Genomic DNA, 25,861 nt, shown 5'->3' on the forward strand with positions numbered 1-25,861 from the left:
ACAAGCTGTTGTTTTAATTACATTTAATAACTTAACTCCAATATCATAACGACAAACAGTCACTGGTATTACGCTAAACTAGTTACAAATTGAAATAATATAATCAACTGATTTTAAACAATTTTTTAAAACACCTCTTTTTCTGATGAAATAACCATGCCCAATCTCAACAACTCTGAAACAACTTATTGGATAGAGAATTAAAACCACCATTAATAACAAATACTTAAGACAAAAAACAAACTATTTCAGTGTGTTACATTTTAGCTGATTTTCTCATTTCCCTATTTGAACGCCATTAGAACTTACACGTAATATTCGTCCAACTGCGTATTAGGCAGTAAAAAATGAAAACTTCCAAAGTCGCTTACTAACAATAAATAGGCTTTAGAAGCAAAAAATAACACCAAGTCACTATGTGACATCAGGGAGATAAGAATGAAAAATTCCAATACTGGTTATTTGAAAGTGTTTAGACGTTCATTAACCGCAGTTGCAATATCTGCTGTTATTGGCACATCGAGTTTAACCTATGCAAGTAATAATGATGGTTCATTAGTTGGTCAGGTACTAACAACAGCAAAATCACCGATTGCCAATGCAAATGTAACAATCAAAAATAAAGAAACAGGCTTTACTCGAACGGTAACGGCAGATAGTGATGGTAATTACCGTTTTGGTAAATTACCCGTTGGCTCATATTCAATCGTCGTATCAAAAGATGGCTATGAATCAAAATCATTAGACAAGTTTTCTGTTCGCATTGGTTCCAATTCAGCAAATATTCCACTCGTTGAATCAGGGATGGAAACTATTGAGGTACGTGGTAATGCCATTGCCACTATCGATGTAACATCTTCTGAGTCAGCATTAACTATCGGTGAACTTGAATTAGATCGTATCCCAGTTCCTCGTACTGTCACTTCTGTTGCCTTACTCGCGCCTGGTACCACTCTTGGTGATCAGCGTTTCGGTCCAGCAGGCAACCAAGGATTTGCCTCTTTTGGTGGTTCATCTGTCTCTGAAAATGCTATGTACATTAATGGATTGAACGTTACCAACTTCCGTAATGGTATGGGCTTTTCAAGTGTACCGTTTGAGTTTTATAAAGAATTCCAAGTAAAAACTGGCGGGTACTCAGCAGAATTTGGTCGTTCAACGGGTGGTGTTGTAAATGCTGTCACTAAGAGCGGTACTAATGAATTCAAATTTGGTGGTAACCTGTATTATCGCCCTGATAGTTTACAAGATGATGCACCTAACTCATTTGAAGCTACAGGTGACGTGTTCCGATACAATAGTAAAGACTCACGTGACAACATAGATGGTAATATTTATGCGTCAGGTCCAATCATTAAAGATACATTATTCTTCTACGCAATTTATAACCCTAAATCATATGAGCAGGAAGATGTTATTTCTCGTGGTTCAGTATTTAGAGATCGCTCACAAGATGATTCTTTCTGGGGCGCAAAAATTGACTGGAATATTACTGATGATCATAAATTAGAATACTTAGCATTCTCAGATGCAAATGATGTCATTGATAAAACTTACGGTTATGATTTTGCTGCTCGCAAAAAAGGTAATTTAATTTCAACAGCAACCACAGAGTCTGGTGGCGATAACTGGTCACTAAAATATACGGGTTATTGGACAGAAGATTTGACCGTTTCCGCACTATATGGCGAGAATGAATACAGCATTACATCATTAGCTGATAACCAAGGTGAATGTGAAATGATGTTAGATTACCGTGATGCTGGTCCAATCTTCGATGCTGGTTGTGCCACATTAGGAGGTGATTACTTCGTTGAGTTAGGTGAAGATACGCGTGAAGCTTTACGTGTTGATATTGAATATTTCATCGGTGATCACACTATCCGTGCAGGTTTTGATAGCGAAACAAACACTTCATTCAGCCAACAAAGATATTCGGGTGAAGGGGATGGTCGTTACTGGCGTTTAAGAGATGCCGTAGCTGGTACTGAAGTTGTAGATGGCGTATTTGTACCAGATGGAATTGAGTGGTATGCCCGTGACCGTACTCGTACTGTTGGTGGTGAATTTGAAACTGAAGCAACAGCTCTTTATATCGAGGATATCTGGACTGCGACTGATAACCTCACCTTAACGCTTGGTTTACGCCGTGAAACATTTGATAATAAAAACTCCAATGGTGAAACTTTCGTCAAAATCGACGATATGATTGCCCCTCGTTTGGGTATCAGCTGGGATGTCAATGGTGATGGTGAATCAAAAATCTTTGCTAATGCTGGTCGTTACTTCTTACCGGTAGCAAATAATACTAACGTTCGTTTATCTGGTAATGAATACGATGTTCAAGAGTATTATGTATTAAATGCTCCAATTTACGGTAACTATGGCGGTAGTGAATACATCGTCGATTTGGATTTAGGTGAAAAATTCGGTACTCACGTTAATGCTGATGGCTCTGTTCCTGATACCACGATTATTGTTGACCAAGATTTAGATCCTATGTATCAAGATGAATTGATCATTGGTTATCAAGCAATGATTAATGAAGAGTGGTCTTGGGGCGCTCGCTTCATTCGACGTGAACTAAATGGTGCAATCGATGATATGCTAATCGATCACTACACTGAAGCACAATTTGGTTGTGGTCACTTAAACCACGCTTATGTATTGGGTAATCCAGGTGAAGATATGGATGTACAACTTGATACAAACTGTGACGGTCAAGGTGACGGAATTTTCACAATCCCTGGTGAAGCGCTAGGTTATCCTAAGGCAGAGCGTAAATATAATTCAATGGTATTTGAATTAGACCGCGAATGGGATGACGTATGGAGCTTAAGTGCATCATATACTTGGTCACACTCTTACGGTAACTCAGAAGGTCTAGTTAAGTCTGATAACGCACAGGACGATGCTGGTATCACAACCGACTTTGACTTTGTACAGTTAACTGATGGCGCCTACGGTAATTTAGCAAATGACAGACGTCACATGTTTAAGGTTTTCGGTGCTTATGCCGTTACTGAAAACTTGTCATTAAGTGCTAACTTATCTATTCAATCAGGTCGCCCACGCAATGCCTTTGGTGTAGGTCACCCGACTGCAGGTGCTGATGGTCAAGGTGGTCCTGTTGATTATGGTCAAACATACTATGTTTGTCATGCTAACTGTGCTACTGATCCTGAATTCACTTATATGCCACGTGGTACCTATGGTACAACTGATTGGGTGAACAAATTAGACTTAGCAGCGCAATACAACATGGACATGGATGGCTATAACATGACCTTCCGCGTTGACATATTCAACGTCTTAGAAGGTGATAGTGTAACTTACTATGAAGAGGACGCTGAAGAAGATCTAGGAGTAGCGGATGGTACTTTCGGTGTTGCTTCTACATGGCAAGCTCCACGTTATGTTCAGTTGAGTGCATCAATTGATTTCTAGTTAAATAGTCTGTTTTAAAGTAATTAAGCCGAGTAGTTGTTTACTCGGCTTTTCATTTATCTCTAAAATTATTTTAAATTAATGCTACATAACTTATTGGCGATAAATGGTTTGGATCAAATGAAAACCAAATTTAGTTTTTACTGGGCCATGAATTGTTAATAACGCTTTTTTAAATACCACATCATCAAACGCTTTGACCATTTGGCCTTTTTTAAATTCTCCCAAATCTCCCCCTTTCTTTTTAGAAGGACAAGTAGAAAACTTCTTCGCCATTTCACCAAAATCTGCACCTTTATCAATTTTATCTTTTATTTGTAGTGCTTGTTTTTCAGTTTTTACCAAGATGTGTCGTGCACACGCCGTTGCCATTTTTACTTCTCACAAAATTTATTTGTGTACTATTGTAATAGAAATTAAAAAAAATTAACCAATAACATAGAGGTCGGATTTACTTTAAGTGTATTTATGACATAAAATGTCATAAATACACTTAACTTAACGAAGAATCAGCTATGTCAAATATTGATCACCTGTTTAAAAATAACCGAGCGTGGGCCGAAAAAATCATTGAAGAAGATCCTTCATTTTTTGATACCTTAGCTCAGCAGCAAAAACCTGAATATCTCTGGATAGGTTGCTCAGATTCTCGTGTACCAGCTAATGAACTTTTAGGTATGATGCCTGGTGAAGTCTTTGTACATCGTAATATTGCCAACCAAGTGATCCATACTGATTTAAACTGCTTATCCGTTATTCAATTTGCCGTTGATCATTTAAAAGTAAAACACATTATCGTATGTGGTCACTACGGCTGTGGTGGTGTTTTAGCTTCTATGGACGATGATAGTTATGGGTTAATTGATAACTGGTTACGCCACATCGTAGACGTTCATCGTTTTCATAAAGAAAAGCTTGATGCAATCACGGATAACACAGAAAAGTTCAATACCTTGTGTGAGCTTAATGTCATTGAACAAGTAGCGAACGTCTGTAACACCACCATAGTAAAAAACGCTTGGAAAGCAAAACAAGAGCTTACCGTACATGGTTTTGTTTACAATTTAGCGGATGGTATTTTAAAAGATTTAAAGGTGTCGTCAGATCAACAGTCGTTAACCAGATAAAATGATGTGAGTCCTGCACATGGCCGTTCTTATACATCCATGTAACCACGACATACCGTACATCCTGTACATGGTCGTTCTTTTACGTCCATGTAACCACGACATACCGTACATCCTGTACATAAAAAACCGGCTGCTCAGCCGGTTTTTTTTAAAGTAACGCTTAGTTAAATTATAATACGCCACGCTCTATTTGATTTAGCTCTATTGATTTAAATAACGCAGTGAAGTTACCTTCACCAAAGCCTTTATCATCAACTCGCTGGATCATCTCGATAAAAATTGGGCCAAAGATATTCTTAGTAAAGATCTGTAATAAGTAAGAGTTCTCTTTCTGGCTATCCACCAAAATTTGATGCTCTTGAATGCGCTTATGATCTTCTTTTACCCAAGGGATACGCTTAAAGACATCGTCATAATACTCAGGTACGATATTTAAGGTATCGATGATATCTTTATCAAGCTGATCTAAAGACCCTACTAAGTCATCAGTAATAAATGCAAGATGCTGCACACCTGGACCGTTATATTCTTCTAAATACTCATCAATTTGGTTGTTATTTGTGCCCTTACCTTCGTTAATTGGAATACAGAATTTTCCGCAAGGTGATTGTAATGCATAAGAAACCAAAGCTGACTTTTCGCCTTTAATATCAAAATAACGCACTTCGGTAAAACCAAAGACATCTTTATAGAAGTTAGCCCACTTTTCCATCGTGCCCTGATAAACATTATTGGTCAAATGATCAACAGCCTTAAAGCCTTTGTCTTTTACCATGACAGGCTCAGCCAAGCCTTCAAAGTCTTCTTGATAAATAGTGCCTTTATCACCAAACTTATCGATAAAATAAATTAAACTATCGCCAATCCCATAAATTGCCGGGTATGGTAATTTATTTTCTTCATGTTCCGCAGATTTAGCACCACGCTCAATGGCTTGTTCAAACGCAAATTTAGCATCTTCTACTCGCCAGCCCATTGAACAAATTGCTGGACCATGGCTTTTAGCAAACTCGCGAGAAAAACCTTTTTGCTCGTTATTCAGTAAAAAATGAATGTCGTTTTGATTAAAGTAATCAATATCACGACCTTTAAATTTTTTCGTTTTAGAAAAACCAAAGCCATAAAAAGCTTTTTCCATAAAGTCTGAATCTGGTGTTGCGTATTCAGTAAATTCAATACCACGAAGTTTTAAAGGGTTTGTTACTTCCGTCATAGCTATCTCTCTTCTCTATCAATAATGTCATTATTACTGGCTAGCAGGTGAAGAGAAAGCGCATGGCGCATCTATAAATAAGGAAGCGTGTAAATGAATATGTACGTTATTTTTGGCTAAATAATTTTCGACGCTAAGTCAGCTCATATAACACCTGCACTAGTGATGTAAACATAGTTGTACAGCCATTTTATTTAGCTAAAACTTAACGGTAAATTGAGAAGTTCTCTCTAAGAAAACAGATTAAATTCTCATAAAAAAAGGCGCTATATAGCGCCTTTTAGTTATCATCTAAATAAAACTGCTTAGTTCGCGTTTCCTGTACGCTCACTACGACGAGGACGACGTTCGCTGGCAATTGGTGCTTCTGATACAGAAATCTCCAAAGCTTGGCGACGCACGCGTACACGTTTTAATTGTTTAAATGATTTATCAGGCATCCCTTTAGGTAACTGCACGTATGTGTAACGCTCATGCAAGTTAATTTGCCCAATATAACTGCTATCTAATGAAATTTCGTTCGCAATTGCACCAACGATATCACCAGGTTTTGCACCATGCTCTTTTCCAACTTCTAAACGGTATGTTTGCCAATCGATATCATTACGAACCGCTTTTGCTTTACGAGGGGCACGCTCTGCTCGACTGCCCTTCTCACCCCTAGCGTCACGACGAGTTCTGCCGTCGCGATCATTACGATCATTACGATCACTGCGACTTTTCGCTTCTCGGCGAGGTTTTGGATCTTCTTTCGGTTGCAATGGCTGTTTTAATTGCTTCTGATACAGCAAAGCAGCCGCTAAATCTGTCATTGAAAGTTCTGATTCACTGGCCATCGCTTCAATGATTTCACGCATATTCGTTAAGTCTTTTTCTGTAACGATCGCGGCCATCTCTTGACGAGTACGCTCAATACGGGCTTTACCTATTTCTTGAATACTTGGTAATTCATAAGGTTTCACCACACCAGAAGTTAATCTTTCATAATGACGCAATGAATACATTTCTCGTGGACGAACAAATGAAATCGCAATACCTTCACGACCAGCACGACCAGTACGGCCAATACGGTGAACATAAGCTTCATTGTCGCCAGGTAAGTCATAATTAATGACGGTTGAAATACGAGGAATATCTAAACCACGCGCCACGACATCGGTCGCCACTAAAATTGACGATTTACCCGATTTAATTTGATCAACAGTTCGTTCACGTTGCGCTTGGTTCATATCACCGTTCAGTGCTAGCGCTGGATAACCTGCACGTTCAAGCTTCTCCGCTACTTCAACAGTATCGTTTCGAGTACGGACAAAAATGATCATCGCATCATAGTCAACCGTTTCCGCAATACGTTCTAACGCGGTAATTTTGTTAATACCGCTGACTTTCCACGCAAATTGCTCAATATTCGCTTTTGCTTTTTTAACGGCTTCAATTTTGACATGTACAGGATCTGTTAAAAAGCGATTAGCTACTTTACGGATTTGATTCGGCATAGTCGCTGAGAACAACGCCATCTGTGTAGATTCAGGTAAATGCTCTAAGATCCACTCAATATCTTCTAAAAAGCCCATGTTGAGCATTTCATCTGCTTCATCTAACACACAAAATGATAAATTAGACAGGTTTAAGCTTTTACGGCGTAAGTGGTCCATTAATCGGCCTGGTGTGCCAACAACGACTTGAGCGCCGCGCTCTAACTGTTGAAATTGTGGTCCATAAGATTGACCACCGTATAAGGTTGCTACACGCAATCCTTTCATATTTTTAGCGAACGTTTCAATCGCTTCAGCTACTTGAATCGCTAGTTCACGTGTTGGCGCTAACACCATCAATTGAGGCTTTTTCACTGACACATCAATTTTAGTTAGCGCAGGCAAACTAAAAGCAGCAGTTTTACCCGTACCCGTTTGGGCTTCACCAAGCACATCATAACCTTCCAATAATGATGGAATAGTTTTTACTTGGATCGGAGTTGCATTATCAAAACCTAAGGCTTTTACAGCAGATAATAAATATTCAGGCAAGCCTAAGGCATCAAAGCCGGTTTCGGCATTGTTTACATTTAACATATAATTTTTGTCTTCTCATGGCAGGTCAAGTTGTAAGCTAACAACGCCTGCATACATTTCGAGGAAACCACCAGGAAGACTTTAGGCACATTCATTAAGCTAGTGAAGAATCTAGCTGGGCAAGTCTATTGGGATAACCCCACATTTTAATATATTGGTCGCGTCCAAGCAGCCAATATCGAGGCGCGCATTATACAGGTGTTCAAAATAGAAGCAAGCGAATAATCAATTTTCGACCATAAAACATCAGGTTTTACCATTAGAGAACCTTATTACAAGTTAAAACTCTAACAGCCAATGCCCGAGCACATCAGGGAAAATTCCCAGTAATAGGCCTAAAACAATAAATAAGCTCACCATAGAGCGGTGACCAAATGACAACAAATGATCATATTTTTTGTCAGACTGACCTTGCTCGGTAAATAAAGTGAAAACCATAGGTAAATAATACGCCAATGCAACTCCGCTGCCTATAATAAGCGCAGCTAATAACGGCCACATTGCTTGATTGGCCGCTAAATTAATCAGATAAAACTTACCTATAAAACCCGCTGTTAATGGAATGCCAGCAAAACTTAGCACGGCAACAATCACTAAACTTGCCAGTAAAGGACGATGCCAAAATAATCCTTGCCAATCTGCTAAATTTACATCCTGATGCTGTTCACCTTCACTCAGACAAATAACAGTGAAAATTGACACACAAGCAATCAAATAAGTAGTTAAATAAAATAACGTACTCTGCCATGCCATTTCAATGGCATGCACTTGATTTAATAAAACAATAATCAATAAATATCCCATATGAGCAATGGATGAATACGCTAAAATACGTTTTATTGATTGTTGCTTTAATGCCAAACTATTACCCAAAATCATTGATAAAATAGCCACGGCGGCGATGACATTAAATACCTGTTCATGTAAACCCATATAATGTTGATAATAGGCAAAGCAACATTTGAGCAGTACCACAAAAATAGCACACTTAGAGACTGTAGCGACTAACAGAGTAACTGGAGTAGAAGCCCCCTGATAAACGTCAGGTGTCCAATAATGAAACGGCACTAAGGATAATTTAAACGCCATTCCCGAAAAAAATAAAATAAATCCTAACGGTAATAGATAATTATTAGCCAGACTAAGTGATGAAACACCAGTAATATCGGCGGAAGGAGAAAAGCTTAAAGTCCCAGTTTGCGCATAAATAAATGCAATCCCTAACAGCATAAAACTTGACGCACTGGCACTTAATATCAAGTACTTAAAGCTGCTCTCAACTGAATACTGTTGTTGCCTAAAATAGCCAACCAAGCCAACAAGCGAAATACTGAGGAGTTCAAAACCAAGAAATAAGCTCGCAAAATGATCGCTGATAACTAAAATACTGCCACCAAGAACGGTTAACAACATTAACAAATAGTACTCATCATGCACCTCAACATCTGTTGATAAGCGCTGCATACTTAAAAATAGTGAACAGATACTAACTAAGAGGATGAGCAACAAAGCAAAGCGACCATAATCATCCACATAAAATAATTGAGTTACTGCCGTGGTTAATTGCCCAATGCCATTGAAAGTCGACACCAATGTCAGCAGCAAGGTAACTAAAGTGAAATAGGCTATCATCCGCTGACTTCGTCGCCAGGCTACCAGTAGTAACGCACCAACCGTACCCGCGGCCAAAATCAGTTGAGGCAAAAATGCGATTATCGTTTGACTATCCATTACCCGCCTCCATTGAACGTAAATTGTAAGATCACATTAGGAAAGACCCCGATGATCAGTAAAAATGCTAACAAGCTCGTTGCGATAATACGTTCACGTATCGATAAATCGATAAACTGCTGTTTAACCGCACCATGAAAACTTGACTGGAATAACACGACACCATAAATAGCAGAACCGATGATCCCTAATGCAGCTAAAATAGTGATCACTGGAAAACGCTGAAATGCACCGATCAAACTGAAAAATTCACCAACAAAATTAGCCATACCTGGTAAACCAAATGCGGCGGCACAAAAAGCCAAACCAAAGCCCCCCATAACAGGCGCTGATTGCCAAAAGCCCCCCATTTTAGCTAAATCGCGAGAATGAATACGCGCATAGAGCATGCCAGCAAAAGCAAATAGCGCAGCACTACTTAAACCGTGTGCCACTAATGTAATAACAGCCCCGTGAAAAGCATTCACATTAAATGAAAATAGCGCCAGCATTACAAAGCCCATATGGCTAATACTGCTATAGGCGACCAAGCGTTTAAAATCAGACTGAGCAAAGGCCATCTTAGCGCCATATAAAATACTGATCAGTGCAAGTATTGCTGCAATAGGGGCAAATTCCTGGCTGGCTTGAGGAAATAATACAATGACAAAGCGGATCAGGCCGTAAGCACCTGTTTTTAATAACACGCCCGCAAGCAAAACACTCCCTGCGGTAGGCGCTTGAGTATGAGCATCAGGTAACCAGCTATGGACAGGAAAGGATGGTAATTTAACCGCAAAAGCAATGAAAAACCCCAGCATCAAATAACTTGCTAATTCTTGCGGTAGCTCTAGCTTTAACCAATCCTGATATGAAAAACTTAACGAGCCCGTTTGTTGCAAGTGAAGATAAGCCATTAAGATAATGGCAATAAGCATTAACAAACTACTAACTTGGGTAAAAATAAAAAATTTAATCGCGGCAAAGCGCCTATTTTCATGCCCCCAAATGGCGATTAATGCCGTCATAGGTAACAGCATCACTTCCCAAAAGAAAAAGAATAAGAACATATCAACCGCGGTAAATACCCCAATAATACCAGCCACGGTAAGTAATAAATTAAAGTAATAAAATCCTCTGCGATAAGTGATCTCACGCCAGGATATCAATACTGCTATTATCGACAACAAAAACGTTAACAGCAGAAGCATGATGCTTAAATGATCTAGCGCCAATTGATAATGAATATTAAACACGGCAATCCATGTGACTTTCGTCAATTGCTGTAACTGCGCAAATTCAGTACTGGCAGCCATGACAAAAGTGATAAAACAAACGCTAAAAAATAACAGACTAAGCAATGCTATCAATTTGGCAGAGCCTGCTTTTTTTTCTTCACTGAACCAAGCAAAACCGCCAGTTAACACTAAGCCAACCATTAACAATGTGATGATCATAATAGCCAGCCTCCAATCAATACGACTAAACCGAAAGCAAATGCCGCCGCATACCATCGCAATAAGCCATTTTGACTAAAAACCAGTACATCGCGACAAATCCGAACGTACCAAGCAATACTCATCAGCAGTTGATCGACTACATCGCGCCGATTCAACCTTGCTATACCAACAAATGGCCGAACAAATAATAATGAATAGAGCATATCAAAACCTATACCACCAAAAGACAATCGCTTAATAACATTTGTCGAAATCTGCATTTCAGCTCTGGCTAATTCATTACTATCGCCACGGCGATAATTGGCAAAATAAAACCACGAAAATGCAATACCAATAAAAGGGGTGATAATGGCGACGGTATGTAACCATGCTGGTTCTGCAATATTTCCGTTACTGTTACTTAACTGTTCAATTGAAAATAATTCTCGTAAATCAGGGGCGAGCAATCCCCCAATTAACGACAGCAGCGCTAACGCAAGCAAAGCACCTTTTAATAACATGCTATGCGATGCATGCAGCGGCTGGTCAAAACGTGGTGTTCCCAAAAATACCAGAAAAAATAATCGACAACTGTAAATACTGGTCAGTAATGCGCCAACAATTGCACACCACCAAAGCGTTGCTCCTGCAGTGGGTGATGACCAAAGTTCAGCAATTATCGCTTCTTTTGAGAAAAAGCCCGAGGTACCGGGAAGTGCCATCAAGCAAACCAGCCCAATAATAAATAACGTACTTTCAAACGGCAGTTTTTTTAATAGTCCCCCCATTTTGAAAATATTTTGTTGGTGATGAAGTGCATAAATCACAGCTCCAGCGGTTAAAAACAATAAAGCTTTAAAGAATGCATGTGTCATTAAATGAAAGATGCCTGCAGACCATGCTCCAGCGCCTAAAGCTAACATCATGTAACCAATTTGACTCATGGTGGAATAAGCCAATACGCGTTTCATGTCCGTTTGTACAAGTGCCGAAACACCTGCCAATAATAAGGTGATTGCCCCCACCCAAGCCACATAGTTCATCACCTCAGGTGATAACAAATACAAACCATGCATACGAGCGATTAAATACACCCCCGCTGTCACCATAGTAGCAGCATGAATTAATGCACTAACTGGGGTAGGACCGGCCATAGCATCAGGTAACCAAGTTTGTAATGGTAACTGCGCAGATTTACCCACGGCACCACCAAGTAATAATAAGCAAATCCAATAGGCTTTATCACTGCCCACCAGCCACTGTTTTGTTGCCAATTCACTGATCTCATTAATATTGACAGTGCCTAGTTCTCTGAATAATAAAAAGAGGCCTATCGCCATAGCAGTATCGCCAATTCGAGTCACGATGAATGCTTTACGCGCCGCTAAAACATTGCTTTTTTCTTGATACCAAAAACCAATCAATAAAAAGCTACACAGGCCAACACCTTCCCAGCCTAAATAAAGTAGTACTAGGTTATCAGCTAGTACCAATATCAACATAGCAACAATAAACAGGTTCATGTATGCCATAAACCGGCTAAAATTATTGTCTTCTTTCATATAGATACTGGCAAATAAATGAATTAGAAATCCAACACCAGAAACAACACAAATCATTACCGCAGAAAGCGCATCAAGATAAAAACTGACATTGACACTTGATTGACCTGCACCATTATCTAGCGAAAACCATTGCCATAAATGGGCTACCATGACGCCATTTTCTGCATTGGGTAAGGTGTAAGAAAGATACAAACTAGCTAGCGCACAAATTAACATTGAACCGACACTACTTAAGGTAATTTGCAGCCACGACAGTTTTTTTCCAAAGCCTACCAAGAATATAAAACTGAGTAATGGGAAAATAGGTAACAGTGCCAGTAACATTTAGCCCCCTATCCTTTTAATTGATTAAGATGATCAATATCAAGGGATTTAAAACGTTGCTTCATACGAATCAACAATGCTAAGCCAACAGCAACCTCAGAAGCTGCCAAACTTAAAATTAAAATAAACATCACTTGCCCATCCGCTGATTGCCAGACACTTCCGGCGCCAATAAATGCAACACCCACGGCATTTAGCATGACTTCCAAACTCATTAACATAAACAAAGTGTTTTTTCGTACCACTACACCTATAAAGCCAATAACAAATAAAATACTGGCTAAAATCAGCACATGAGTAAGAGGTATGGTGCTCATAAGTGCCCTCGTTGATTATCTGGTTTAGCAAAGTGATAACCAGCAACTAAGCCAGCCAATAATAAAAAAGAAGCAATTTCAACGGCCAGTAAATAAGGGCCATAGAGTAAAATTCCCACCTGCTTGGAAGTTACCACGCTACTACTCAATTGTTGCTGTATATCGGCATTATCAAGTGACACTAAGATTTCAATTAACAACAATACTGCCAACAAACATGGTCCTAGCCATATCGATAAGCCTTGGTTTTGTGGAGCATAACGAGTTTCATCTTGTTTTAAGCCGAACATCATAATGGCGAACACAAACAAAATTAGAATTGCCCCCGCATAGACAATCACTTCAAGCCCTGCTGCAAATGGTGCTCCCATTAAATAAAAACAAACAGCTACCGCTAGCAAAGACACAACTAAATACAACAAAGCATGTACGGTGTTTTTTTGGGTGATCACTTTTAAGCTAGCAACAATGGCGACAAGTCCTGCCAAGTAAAATAAAAGAGCAATTGGCGATAGTTGACCGATCATGGCATCAACCCCTTAATATCTATGGGTGGTTTTTCCTGTGCACCAGCCCCTTTAGCTTTATCTTTTATCGCAATCCCTGATTGTTGATAAAAACTATAATCAGGATATTTTCCCACTCCGTTAATCAATAAGTGTTCTTTTTCATACACCAGGTTTTGCCTATCATATTCTGCTAGCTCAACATCTGGTGTTAATTGAATTGCATAGGTTGGGCAAGCTTCTTCGCAAAAACCACATAAAATACAGCGGGAAAAATTAATGCGGAAAAACTCGGCTCGTTTACGGCCGTCATCATCGATGGTTTGCTGCAGGGCAATACAGTCAACAGGGCACGCTACTGCACATAAATTACAAGCGACACAACGCTCCTGGCCATCTGGTTCTCTGGTGAGCACAATACGACCGCGATATCGCGGCGCTAAATACGGTTTTTTTTCTGGATATTCAACCGTATCAGCCTTAGTAAATGTATGTTTAAGCACTAACCAAATGGTGCGAAATTGACTCAACATTACAAAACTCCCATCAGCCTTAATGCAGCTGTCACCAGTAAGTTTAATAAGGCAAGTGGCAACATAAACTTCCAACCAAACGCCATTAACTGATCAAAGCGTGGTCGAGGTAAGGATGTTCTTAACAAAATAAAAAACACCACTAACAACATCACTTTTAGAATGAACCAAACCAAAGGCGGTAACCAAGTATTTATAGGCTCAGGCATCTGCCAACCGCCAAAAAACAATACCACCGACATTGCCGAAATTAAGGTAACGCCTAAATACTCCCCGAGAAAAAATAGCGCAAACTTTAAGCCTGAATATTCGGTGTGAAATCCAGCTGTTAATTCTGTTTCAGCTTCAGGTAAATCAAAAGGTAAACGGTGGCTCTCAGCAATGCCAGCAATTAAGAACACCACAAAGCCAACAAATTGTGATTGAATAAACCAACCGTCTGCTTGTGCAAGTACAATTTCACGTAAATTAAAGGTACCACTTAATATCACTACCCCCATCACCGATATGCCCATAAACACTTCATAGCTCACCGTTTGTGCCGCAGCCCTCATACCGCCCAACAGTGCATATTTTGAATTTGATGCCCAACCCGCAAGTACCACGGAATACACAGCTAAAGAAGCCATGGCTAGAAAAAATAGCAAGCCAATATTTAAATTCGAGACACCAATAGTTGGCGAAAATGGGATCACTGCAAAGCTCATTAGTACACTCACCGCACCGATCACAGGCGCAATAGTAAATACCAATCGCTCACTAAAAGGAGGGATCCAATCTTCTTTACCAAGTATTTTCAATAAATCGGCAAACGACTGCAAAATACCAAAAGGCCCAACACGATTAGGTCCTAGTCTATCTTGCCAAATACCGATTAAACGCCTTTCAACCCACACTAACATCGCCGCAATAGGAATAAGCAGAGAGATAATGATAGTGATTTCCACTAACTGCCAAAGAGCACTAGACATCATCAAGCCCTCCATTCATTAAACGGATCGGAATGAATTGGTCTTGCTGTTTTAAACGTTCAAGCATGTACTGTTGTGCTTGCTCAGCCTTAGTATGTTCTGCCTTCCTTCGCATTTTATAATCAGCAACTTGCTTTTCACTGGCAGCCATCAAGCTGACTTGTTTGACATCAAATGTTGCAAGCTCATTTAACTGACCATAACAGAGCTCATCGCTTAACCTAGGATCAAAAAACAGCTCCGCTATCACACTAGTGGGTGCATTATCTTTTGAACTCATGCAAGATACTTGCAACCATTGCCCCGATTGCCAGCCTTGCTGACTCGCATAGTCGCTCGATAAAAAGATATAATTCGTTGATTCGATTAAGGTAAACTCCGGTGTTAAACCTGCTTGCCAATCGCCTTGATACCACTTTATTTGCTGAGAAAACTGCAAAGCATTTGCTTGGCTTGTTTGAACGACCGCTTCGCTATGATCACAATACTTTGCAATAGATTGCGCTATTGATAAATACTGGGTCGTCATTGGTAACAATAAAGACCCTGCCACCTCTTGTTGGAATTGAGTGATTGATTGATTTGAATTCCAACCTGGCGCCCAAGTAAAAGGCATTTCTGCCGTACTACTAGGCTTGCTACCTTCCATAGAAAAACGGTAGCCATCGGTTGATTGAGTGGTTTTAGGTTCATGTACACTGATATTTGCGGTTTTCGAAGTGCGTCCGCTAGTACGATGACTTTCACGAGCAATATCATAATGATCATCTAATGGTAACATCGGCCACTTCGCATCATATTGACGGCAATCATCATGTAGTTGGCTTAAAGACTGGGCTTCTTTCGCTAGCGGGTGTTCAGCAAACAAAGTCGTTGCCAGTAAGGTTAACCAACGCCAACTATCCATTATTGGCAAACGGTTAGGATGCACTTGATAATATCGTTGGATCAGTCCCTGATAATTGACATAATGACCATCGCCTTCTGTCACAGAAGCAGCAGGTAAAACAATATCGGCAAGCGCTGTCACTGCATTTTCACTATGATCAAGAGCAATAATCGCTAACTGAGTTTGTTTTAATTGTTCAAGTTGTGTTTGCGATACTCCTGATAGTTCCTGCTCAAGAAAAATGATACCGCCGACTTCAGATGATTGCTCTTGTTTAACATTTTCTAAGATATCTTCAACTGATAAACTTTGTTGGTCGAGCAATGAAATCGCCCCTACTTGATTCACCTCTTGCGCTACTATGGCACTACGTACAGGCATATCCGCTTTCGTTAAAACATCAAGTAAAGACATAATAGCGCTTAGCAACTGCGGACTTTGACGGCTCCAACCACCGATAATTAAAGGTTTTTTCGCACTGACTAATTGATTCAGTAGCGACGATAGTTGTTGCCCTTGATGATGAATATCGATTAACGGTGCGTTACTAGTGATTAACTCCGTCATCAAATTGAGTAGCTTAATAGTCGCTGCTGTACTTTGCATGATCACTTGCTCAGCAACATTATCAAGTTTAGTACCCATCGATTGGATAAGGTATAGCGGAGATAACTCCTGCCCGCCAATGGTTCTTACTGCACTATCTTGCCAATGGGGCACGCCCAATTCAGACGCTTTTTCAATACTGGCATTACGTAATGCTTGCCGCACTGCTAATGCCATTCTTGGGGCAGTTTGTGTGATGTCTTCATCGACAATTAGCACAAAATCACTTTGTTCAATGTCGGCTATACTCACCGGCTGATATTGACTTAAATATTGCTGGTGAAGTGACGCCAACTGCATTTGTCGCTCGGTTAAGCCTAGTGAAAATTTGCTATTACCGACAAATTGCTTCAATAAATAATTCGCTTCAAATGATGCTCGAGCCGAACCAACACCAATAAAACGTTTACCTCTAAAATGGACCAAAGCTTTACTGACATCTAGCTTACTTAAACGTTCGGGTGATGATTGACGAATGCCGCTTGCTTGACGAAGTCGTTTTTCACCGTTAACAAAACCAATACCAAAACGGCCTCGATCACATAAAAAGTAACCATTAATAGCTTGGTTATAACGATTCATTACTCGGCGAACACTGCCATAACGTTCACCGACACTGGTATTACAGCCGATACTGCAATGGGCACAAATAGACGGTGCCGATTGTAAGTCCCACTTACGAGCATAATGGGCAGAGAAAAGTTTATTGGTGAACACACCTGTTGGGCATACCTCAACAAGGTTACCACTAAATTCACTTTCTAGTTGCCCTTCTTGCTGACGACCAAAATACACCTGGTTTTTAGAACCATACACCCCAAAATCATCACCGCCAGCATAATCTTTATAAAAACGCACACAGCGATAGCAAGTAATACAGCGGTTCATTTCATGGCCAACAAATTCTCCTAAGTATTGGTTGTTAAACGTCCGTTTCTCGCCCTGATAATTACGGTGTGTATGGCCCGTCATTACCGTCATATCTTGTAAATGACATTCCCCCCCTTCAGCACACACTGGGCAATCATGGGGATGGTTAGTCATCATGGCGGCAATCACTTGCTCACGAAATTGCTCTGACTGGCTATCTTTTAAACTGATCCTCATCCCATCAGTCACTGGCGTAGTACAAGCCATCACCAGTCGGCCCCGTTGATCATTTTCATCTTGATATTGCGTGACGGCACATTGACGGCACGCACCAACAGAGCCCATGGAAGGATGCCAACAAAAATAAGGTAAATTGAGTTTTTGAGAGAGCACACCAGCGAGTAAATTGTTATCAGTCGACACCTGATAAGGCTGATCATCAATATAAATAGTGACTTGGCTATTTTGCTTATCAAACGTCATATTAATGCCCTCCATGGTAAGGACAGCAGCCTTTTTCAATGTGTTCAACAAAATCATCATTGAAGTACTTTAAGGCACTTTTTAACGGTTCAACGGCTCCGGGAGCTAATGCACAATGGGTTTTACCTATCCACATGAAATCACATAATTTTAATAAGCTATCGATGTCATCGACCGTGCCTGTGCCCTGTTCAATACGTGTTAATAGTTCCACAGCCCAAGGCGTACCATCACGACATGGTGTACACCATCCACACGACTCCTGAGCAAAAAACTGTAGTAAATTTAACACCATAGCAACAGGACAGTTTTTATCATCTAGCACAATCAAACCACCCGTACCTAAACGACTACCTGCCTTGGCAATCGAATCATAATCCATTGGCGTATCTAAATGCTCAGGTAATAAGAAGTCAGTTGATGCACCGCCTGGTAACAAGCCTTTAAGTGATAAACCCTCACATAAGCCGCCAGCATGGTCATTTAATACCTGGCCAATGGTCGCTCCCATGGGTAACTCCCATAAGCCAGGAGTTTTCACTCGACCACAAGCGCCATATATTTTAGTGCCAGCATCACTACCCGGAGACAGTTCTTTAAACCAATTGACACCGTTTTTTAAAATGTGCGGTAAATTGCTTAAGGTTTCGACATTATTGACAATGGTCGGCTTGCCAAAAAGTCCGGCAACTTGCGGAAATGGCGGTTTAGCTCTGGGGTTTGCTCGCTTACCCTCTAAAGCATTAATCAATGCGGTTTCTTCGCCGCAGATGTAACGACCAGCACTAGTATGTAAGTATAAATCGAGGTGAAAATTTGTTTGCTGAATGTTTTTTCCTAACCAACCAGCTTGATACGCTTCATCTATCGCTTGTTGTAATCTTTGCGCGGCTAAAAAATATTCGCCACGTAAAAAGATATACGCCTTATTTGCGCCTATGGTATAAGCTGCAATGATCATCGCTTCGATTAACTGATGTGGTACCCCTTCAAGTAATAACCGATCCTTAAAGGTACCCGGTTCCATTTCATCGGCATTACAGACTAAATATTTGTTCTGAGCTGCTCGGCGGTCGTGCTCATCAAATTGCGGCACAAAGCTCCATTTCATTCCGGTGGGAAATCCTGCTCCACCACGCCCCTTTAACTCTGACGATTTAACGAGCTCTAATACTTGTTCAGGACTATATTCAAGTAAAGCATTACGTGCGCCAACATAACCCCCTTGCTCACTATATTGAGAAAAATTAAGTGGTTTTGCTAAATTAACCAAATGAGTTAACGGGTGTGTCATAGCATTCATGAATCACCACCATGACTTTTTGCTGTTTGTTTTAATTGCTCGAGAATGTCGATGGCTAAATCCGGTGTTAATTGTTGGTAATGCTCACTACCAATCATCATCACTGGTGACTTATCACACCCGCCAAGGCAGGCATTAGATAATAAAGTAAATAAACCATCTTGCGTGGTTTGTCCGTATTCAATCCCTAAGTATTGTTTAACAGCCGCTAATACTTCTGCATATCCCGTTAAATGGCAACTCACACTGTTACAAAGATGAATAACAAATTTACCTACCGGTTGGCGATAAATCAGATTATAAAATGTCGCCACCCCTTCAAGTTCAGCACTCGACATTTGCAAGTAATGCGCTATTGCCAATAAAGAATCATCACTTATCCAACCGCGATGCGCTTGCACTATTTTCAATGCTTCAATGCCGGCTGCTTCACGCGTCTCCATGATACTGATCTCATGATCAATTTGCGCCAACTCAGCATCGGTAAGATAGTTATTTGGGTGAGGCATGACTTGATTCACAATATTCATCACATTACCTATCAACATCTGCCATAACATAATCCACACTGCCGAGCGTCGCGATTAAGTCAGCAACCATCTGTCCCCGACTGATCACTGGTAACATTTGTAGGTGTGGAAAACTTGGTGTGCGGATCCGTGTGCGATAGCTCATGGTAGAACCATCACTTATCAAGTGATATGCCATGATCCCTTTAGTTGCTTCGACCGCCACAGAGACTTCTCCCGCAGGGATCACTGGCCCCCAAGAAACATTCACAAAGTGTGGGATCAAGGTATCAATATCTGTCATGGTTCTGGCTTTATCCGGTGGCGTGGTTTGCGGGTGATCGGCTTTGTAAGGCCCTTCTGGCATATTATTTAAACACTGTTCAATAATACGAATGCTTTGCCGCATTTCTTCTACCCGCACACGACAACGATCATAGCAATCACCACGTTCACCAACAGGCACATCAAAATCAAATTGATCATAACCGCCGTATGGCCGCTGCTTTCTTAAATCCCACGAGAACCCTGTTGCTCGCAAACCTGGGCCTGTGACTCCCCATTCCAATGCCTCTTTGGTTGAATAAGCTCCGACATTAATGGTACGATTTTTTAACAAAGAATTTTGCATCACCATCTTTTCGTATTCATCTAAACGCTTAGGTAAATATTCAACGTAGTCACGCACTAATTGTTCCCAACCTTTGGGAAGATCTGAAGCAATACCACCAATTCGAAACCAACTAGGGTGCATTCTTGCGCCAGTAAACGCTTCGATAATGCCAAATAACTTTTCTCGATCAACAAACATATAAAAGATTGGTGATAAAGCGCCAATATCCTGAGCAAAGGTGCCATAAAATAATAAATGACTTAAAATTCTGAACATTTCTGCCGTCATAATGCGGATCACTTTTGCCCTATCAGGCACTGTGATCCCTGCAAGCTTTTCAACCGCCATAACATAAGGAAAGTTATTCATTACCCCGCCGAGGTAATCAATACGATCGGTATAAGGGATGTAACTGTGCCAAGATTGTCGCTCACCCATTTTTTCTGCGCCGCGATGGTGATAACCAATATCGGGCACACAATCGACAATTTCTTCACCATCCATTTGTAAAACAATTCGAAAAGCGCCATGCACACTCGGATGGTTAGGGCCTAAATTTAAAAACATAAAATCGTTATCTTGACTCTGGCGCTTCATGCCCCAAGCTTCAGGATCAAACTGTAATGCCTGTTGTTCTTCGTCTTGTTTAAGCGGCGGTAAACTAAAGGGTTCCATTTCAGTCGCCCGAGCAGGATGTGTTTTTAATAGTGGATGTCCATGCCAGGTATTCGGCATTAAAATTCGCGTCAAATAGGGATGGTTGTCAAACACAATGCCAAACATGTCCCAAACTTCTCGCTCATACCAGTTAGCATTCGGCCAAAAACTACAGATACTTGGCAGCGTTTTATCCTGCTTTCCTAAGGCTACTTTAATACGCAAATCAACATTACGTTGATACGAAATTAAATGATAACTCACGGTAAAATCACTGACATGCACGGCTTTGCAAGTTCGTTCAGACTCATCAATGGCAGTAATGTCAAAACACACTTCAAATGGCTTAGCTAAGTCAAACCTCAGTACTTGCATCAATTGACATAGTTGGTTCTTATCAACCCAGCAACTGGTAATATCATCCACAATGTTTTCAATTGCTGTCACAGGCGTAAGCGATAAGCCACTATCTTGCGCAAGTATTTCATCGATAATGGGCAATGTATGGCTAGGTTGCCAATCACGGCTTGCTTGAAGGTTAATACTTGCCATTAGATAGAATCCGGCTCGTCAAGTTGTTGCACATTGATACGATGTTCATGCTTAATATCACGCAGTGATGGTTTTTCTATTTGCGTCACATTTTGCTCACCCACCACCCAGCTTAAGGGTCTTGGCTGGTGGGCAATTGCATTTTGCAACAACAGCAAACCTTCCAGTAACGCTTCCGGTCTTGGCGGACAGCCCGGCACATAAACATCAACCGGTATAAATTTATCCACCCCTTGTACAACACTGTAAATGTCATACATACCACCAGAATTAGCACAAGAGCCCATGGATATAATCCACTTAGGCTCTAACAACTGCTCATATAAATGCTGTACCACAGGTGCCATTTTTCGAAAACAGGTACCTGAGATCACCATTAAGTCAGCTTGTCTCGGGGTGGCTCTGATCACTTCAGCACCAAAACGTGCAATATCATGTCGTGAGGTAAAGCTTGTGGCCATTTCAACATAGCAACAACTTAAACCAAAATTGAACGGCCAAACTGAGTTTTTTCGCCCCCAGTTCACCATATCATCAAGTTTGGCCATAAAAATATTTCGTTTAAGCTCTTGCTCTGATATTTTTTGCGATGCTGTCATTGCCTGATCAAGTTTCGCTTTTGTTAACGACCAATCCATCAGCGACCTCGCGATGTTGATGTGTAGGAAGACATTGTTAATTGATTTTGTCTATAGGGAAGGTGTCGGCGTTTCAATGACAAAGCACCAATTCGCCAGATATAAATCAAAGCAGCAAGTAACACGAATATAAAAATACTCGCTTCAATAAATCCCATCCAGCCAACGTCATCGAATGCAATCACCCAAGCAAATAAATAAATCGTTTCTAAATCAAAAATAACGAAGAAAATAGCGTAGAGGAAAAAATGGCTGGTAAAACGTGTTTTATTGTCATCAATGGAAACCACACCCGATTCATAGGGAATATTTTTCGCACGGGTATGGGTTTTAGGGCCAAGCACATAAGAGAGCACCATCATAAACACCAACATACCCGCCAAAATAAGAAAATATGCGGCGATCGGCCATAATTGCGTCATTTGCTCTGATATATTCACAGCGCCCCCAAATCATTTAACATCTTTACGGATGTATAAATCGATAGACCGCTGACTTACCGAAATGCCCACTATGCAACTTACTTCATGATCTTCATGACGAATGCCTAACCTAAGTCGCAATCTATATATTTTGTTGTTAATACTGACTATAAGATAAAGCTTGAAAAATGCAAAATTTTCTTAAAATTCAATAGCTTTAGATAAAAGAATAGCCATAGAAAGCCGTGACAGTATCAATAACTGTCTGAAAATGATGTTAGTGGTGATACCGTCTTAACCGACGGGGTAAAATTGTGATATTAGTCAATAGCGCATTGAACCAATAACCAATTAACTTATCTTTATAGCGTTATTATTATTATTCGATGTCTGCTCCTCATCAATCCAAAGATAACATTGCATGATCACAACAATAATTTGAGTATAGAAAAAAAAACTTCATTTGCTTAATAATTGAGCAAATAAAGTTAAGTTTGTCTAAAAGCTGCTATTTTCTAGGTCACAGAATGTCTTACAGCATCGCTAAAACGTTATCTCCACTGTCGATAAACCCGATACTAGATGTGATTGGAGATGAGCAAGGTGTGCAACAATCTCACAGGGCAGGTCCTAATCTTCTTCACCACCGTCAAGTAAATCAGAAAGATTAGCCAGTTTATCAAGTACAATGGCGTGAATGGATTTTCGCGGATAACGCCCGACACTATTGATCATACCCGCGGGTTGTTTCATCAATATTTCCAATGCTTGATCAACATTTTCTACTGCATAGATATGAAATTTTTTCGCCTCAACGGCAGCAATCACTTCAGCAGATAACATCAGGTTGATCATATTTGTCTTGGGAATAATGACCCCTTGTTGACCTGTCAAACCTTTGTCTTGGCACAGTCGATAAAAGCCTTCGATTTTTTCATTAACCCCACCGATTGATTGCACTTCACCATGTTGGTTCATTGAACCTGTGATCGCGATGCCTTGGTCAATGGGCAGGTGTGAAATAGCAGAGATCAATGCACATAACTCAGCCATAGAAGCACTATCACCATCAATATGACCGTAAGATTGTTCAATGGCGATATTAGCGGATATTGTCACTGAAAAACGTTGACCATACTTATGACCAATATAACCAGATAGTAATAAGACACCTTTGGAATGGATAGAGCGCCCTAAATCAACTTCTCGCTCTATATCGGTAATTCCATGGCTTCCCACATAGACAGTGGCTGTGATCCTAGCGGGTGTTCCAAAGACGCTGTCGCCGATTTCTAACACGGTCAAACCATTCACTTTCCCCACTTGACTCCCTTGGGTACTGATCAACACTTGTTCTTCTTTGATTTCATTAAGCCAAGCTTCACTGATCCGTCCGGTCCGTCTTTCTTTGGCAGCCAAAGCACGTTTAACAAATTCTGCTGTTAACTCTTGCTGCTCATTTTGTTGTTGCCAAAAATATACCGCTTCATCAAGTAAATCATTAACTTGTGAAATATTAATTGACACTTTATGCTGATGTTCTGCTCGCCTAAGGGCATAACGAATTAATTCAACCACGGCACTGGTAGTGATCGGTGGATATTGGTGTTTCTTACCTCGTAAACGAATTAATTGAGCATACTCCAGTAAATGTTGCTCTGTATTGTCTAAGTGACGATCAAAGTCGGCTAATACACGAAATAACTCAGCAAACTCTTGATCATAATCTTGCAAGGTATAGTAAATATCTGGATCCCCTAATAATACTACTTTCACATTAAGTGGTATTTTCTCAGGTTGTAACGTCACGCCACTCGTTTGAGCGTATTCTGAATAAGGGTTTTCAATGGTTATTTGTTGAGTTTTTAATGCCAACTTTAATCGCGACCACACAAGAGGTTGGTTTAACAACTTATCAGCCTCTAATAATAAATAACCACCATTAGCCTTATGCAAAGCACCAGGTCGAATTAATCGGTAACTCGTGTAAGTGCTCCCTTGAAACGTTGAAAAATCAACATGTCCAAATAAATTTTGAAAGGTAGGATTTTGCTCATAGACCACAGGTGCGCCTTCATCGGCAGAACGTGCCACTAATAAGTTTGGCAAAAAACGCTCCTGCATTAATTTACGCGCATCTTTCTCACTTTGCTCTTTCTCTGCATTTTCATCTAAAAGAATATCAAGCGTAGCCTCTACAACATGTGCTTTTACCTTGGATAAATACTTTAATACTCCTAAATTACTGGCAAACTCATGCTCAAGCTCTTTTAAAAAAGGACGAATACTTTGCTCAGCAGTTTCATGCTTCAATTTTCGTAACTTATCTGATGAAATACGCTTCCATTGCGGTAATTCGATTAACTGCTCTGATAATAAGTTTTCTAACTTTTCCAATAAAGCATAGAAATCATTACGCTTACTTTCTGGTAAGTTTGCAAATTCTTTATCATTGATTGGTTGACCATCTACCAAAGGAGAAAAGCCGATTTCACCCGCTTCCTCGTATAACACTACATCATTATTTAATGCGGTCGCTTCAACAATGGCAATGGCTTCATCATATTTTTGATTAAACTCTCGATCAATTGCAGCCTTTTGACGCTGATATCCTGGGTTATCAAACACTTCAGGAAATAAATCTAATAACTCATCAATAAAGGTATTAATACGCGCTAACAATTGTTTGCCATCGCCGGGACTCACATACAAGCGATAAGGTGCATGAACATCATCAAAGTTATTAATATAACACCACTCATCAGGCGTTTGTTCTTTCGCAGCTTTAGCCGATAACATTTGCATAATCAAGGTTTGACGACCAGTGCCATGCTCCCCCATCGCATAAATATTAAAACCTTTATTTTGCATCGCTAAGCCGAAGTCTAATGCTTCTTTTGCACGGTGATGACCTAAAAACACGGATTCATTTTTCTCTTCATCTTGCGTTGAAGCAAAAAGCGTTTCATCCAGTTCTGCAGTTAATTGTTGGGCTGATAAACGGTTATTCTCAATCGATAAGGTCATGCAATATCACCAAAGGGCTAATTTATTATTCGCGGTAAGTTTGTATTAAGCATCATGTAGAAAAA

19 protein-coding genes are annotated in these 25,861 nt (G+C 40.2%); 2 read left to right on the top strand and 17 right to left on the bottom strand.

Annotation, left to right across the window (positions count from 1 at the left end):
- Window positions 1-438 precede the first annotated feature (438 nt).
- A complete protein-coding gene (locus IV514_RS08585; RefSeq protein WP_206484548.1) occupies window positions 439-3,447 on the top strand; it encodes a TonB-dependent receptor in 3,009 nt (1,002 codons plus the stop codon).
- Between the two features lie 93 nt (window positions 3,448-3,540).
- Here IV514_RS08585 and IV514_RS08590 read toward each other — a convergent pair whose 3' ends face one another.
- Window positions 3,541-3,819 carry a peptidylprolyl isomerase gene (locus IV514_RS08590; RefSeq protein ID WP_206484550.1) on the bottom strand — a complete coding sequence of 93 codons (279 nt, stop codon included), beginning with the start codon at window positions 3,817-3,819 and terminating at the stop codon, window positions 3,541-3,543.
- Between the two features lie 143 nt (window positions 3,820-3,962).
- On the opposite strand from IV514_RS08590, the gene can reads away from it, so the two are divergent.
- The gene (gene can, locus IV514_RS08595) at window positions 3,963-4,574 is read left to right on the top strand and encodes a carbonate dehydratase (RefSeq protein WP_206484552.1); all 612 of its coding nucleotides are present in this window, start codon (window positions 3,963-3,965) and stop codon (window positions 4,572-4,574) included.
- A gap of 172 nt (window positions 4,575-4,746) precedes the next feature.
- Here can and hppD read toward each other — a convergent pair whose 3' ends face one another.
- The 16 genes from hppD to IV514_RS08675 all read right to left on the bottom strand — a co-directional run bounded on the left by hppD (window position 4,747) and on the right by IV514_RS08675 (window position 25,796).
- Window positions 4,747-5,790: a 4-hydroxyphenylpyruvate dioxygenase gene (hppD, locus tag IV514_RS08600; protein WP_206484554.1), complete on the bottom strand. Its 1,044-nt coding sequence runs from the start codon at window positions 5,788-5,790 to the stop codon at window positions 4,747-4,749.
- Window positions 5,791-6,095: 305 nt separating this feature from the next.
- Window positions 6,096-7,862 (bottom strand): DEAD/DEAH box helicase, encoded by a 1,767-nt coding sequence (locus IV514_RS08605; RefSeq protein ID WP_206484556.1) that lies wholly within the window; start codon window positions 7,860-7,862, stop codon window positions 6,096-6,098.
- A 279-nt stretch (window positions 7,863-8,141) separates the two neighbouring features.
- Window positions 8,142-9,593 carry an NADH-quinone oxidoreductase subunit N gene (locus IV514_RS08610; RefSeq protein ID WP_206484558.1) on the bottom strand — a complete coding sequence of 484 codons (1,452 nt, stop codon included), beginning with the start codon at window positions 9,591-9,593 and terminating at the stop codon, window positions 8,142-8,144.
- Window positions 9,593-11,029: an NADH-quinone oxidoreductase subunit M gene (locus IV514_RS08615; RefSeq protein ID WP_206484559.1), complete on the bottom strand. Its 1,437-nt coding sequence runs from the start codon at window positions 11,027-11,029 to the stop codon at window positions 9,593-9,595. Before IV514_RS08615 ends, IV514_RS08610 begins: the two co-directional genes overlap by 1 nt.
- Entirely contained in the window at window positions 11,026-12,900 is a 1,875-nt protein-coding gene (gene nuoL, locus IV514_RS08620; RefSeq protein WP_206484561.1) for an NADH-quinone oxidoreductase subunit L, read from the bottom strand. Before nuoL ends, IV514_RS08615 begins: the two co-directional genes overlap by 4 nt.
- Window positions 12,901-12,908: 8 nt before the next feature.
- Window positions 12,909-13,217: an NADH-quinone oxidoreductase subunit NuoK gene (gene nuoK, locus IV514_RS08625; protein ID WP_206484563.1), complete on the bottom strand. Its 309-nt coding sequence runs from the start codon at window positions 13,215-13,217 to the stop codon at window positions 12,909-12,911.
- Window positions 13,214-13,723 (bottom strand): NADH-quinone oxidoreductase subunit J, encoded by a 510-nt coding sequence (gene nuoJ, locus IV514_RS08630; RefSeq protein WP_206485291.1) that lies wholly within the window; start codon window positions 13,721-13,723, stop codon window positions 13,214-13,216. The genes nuoK and nuoJ overlap by 4 nt, the downstream gene beginning before the upstream one ends.
- A gap of 17 nt (window positions 13,724-13,740) precedes the next feature.
- Window positions 13,741-14,256 (bottom strand): NADH-quinone oxidoreductase subunit NuoI, encoded by a 516-nt coding sequence (gene nuoI / locus IV514_RS08635; protein WP_206484565.1) that lies wholly within the window; start codon window positions 14,254-14,256, stop codon window positions 13,741-13,743.
- Window positions 14,256-15,242 (bottom strand): NADH-quinone oxidoreductase subunit NuoH, encoded by a 987-nt coding sequence (gene nuoH / locus IV514_RS08640; RefSeq protein WP_241242258.1) that lies wholly within the window; start codon window positions 15,240-15,242, stop codon window positions 14,256-14,258. The genes nuoI and nuoH overlap by 1 nt, the downstream gene beginning before the upstream one ends.
- Window positions 15,220-18,135 (bottom strand): NADH-quinone oxidoreductase subunit NuoG, encoded by a 2,916-nt coding sequence (nuoG, locus tag IV514_RS08645; protein WP_206484567.1) that lies wholly within the window; start codon window positions 18,133-18,135, stop codon window positions 15,220-15,222. The genes nuoH and nuoG overlap by 23 nt, the downstream gene beginning before the upstream one ends.
- Complete coding sequence (gene nuoF, locus IV514_RS08650; protein ID WP_206484568.1) at window positions 18,077-19,378, bottom strand: NADH-quinone oxidoreductase subunit NuoF; 1,302 nt, start codon at window positions 19,376-19,378, stop codon at window positions 18,077-18,079. Before nuoF ends, nuoG begins: the two co-directional genes overlap by 59 nt.
- Window positions 19,375-19,908: an NADH-quinone oxidoreductase subunit NuoE gene (nuoE, locus tag IV514_RS08655; protein ID WP_241242259.1), complete on the bottom strand. Its 534-nt coding sequence runs from the start codon at window positions 19,906-19,908 to the stop codon at window positions 19,375-19,377. Before nuoE ends, nuoF begins: the two co-directional genes overlap by 4 nt.
- A gap of 4 nt (window positions 19,909-19,912) precedes the next feature.
- Window positions 19,913-21,709, bottom strand: a complete 1,797-nt coding sequence (gene nuoC, locus IV514_RS08660) for an NADH-quinone oxidoreductase subunit C/D (RefSeq protein ID WP_206484570.1) — start codon at window positions 21,707-21,709, stop codon at window positions 19,913-19,915.
- Window positions 21,709-22,347, bottom strand: coding sequence for an NADH-quinone oxidoreductase subunit B (locus IV514_RS08665; RefSeq protein ID WP_206484572.1), 639 nt, complete (start codon window positions 22,345-22,347; stop codon window positions 21,709-21,711). The genes nuoC and IV514_RS08665 overlap by 1 nt, the downstream gene beginning before the upstream one ends.
- Window positions 22,347-22,787: an NADH-quinone oxidoreductase subunit A gene (ndhC, locus tag IV514_RS08670; protein ID WP_346776907.1), complete on the bottom strand. Its 441-nt coding sequence runs from the start codon at window positions 22,785-22,787 to the stop codon at window positions 22,347-22,349. The genes IV514_RS08665 and ndhC overlap by 1 nt, the downstream gene beginning before the upstream one ends.
- Window positions 22,788-23,399: 612 nt before the next feature.
- On the bottom strand, window positions 23,400-25,796 hold the full coding sequence (locus IV514_RS08675) for an ATP-binding protein (RefSeq protein ID WP_206484574.1): 2,397 nt from the start codon (window positions 25,794-25,796) through the stop codon (window positions 23,400-23,402).
- Between the last annotated feature and the right edge of the window lie 65 nt (window positions 25,797-25,861).

Source organism: Thalassotalea sp. G2M2-11 (assembly GCF_017168195.1).
Lineage (GTDB): Bacteria > Pseudomonadota > Gammaproteobacteria > Enterobacterales > Alteromonadaceae > Thalassotalea_E.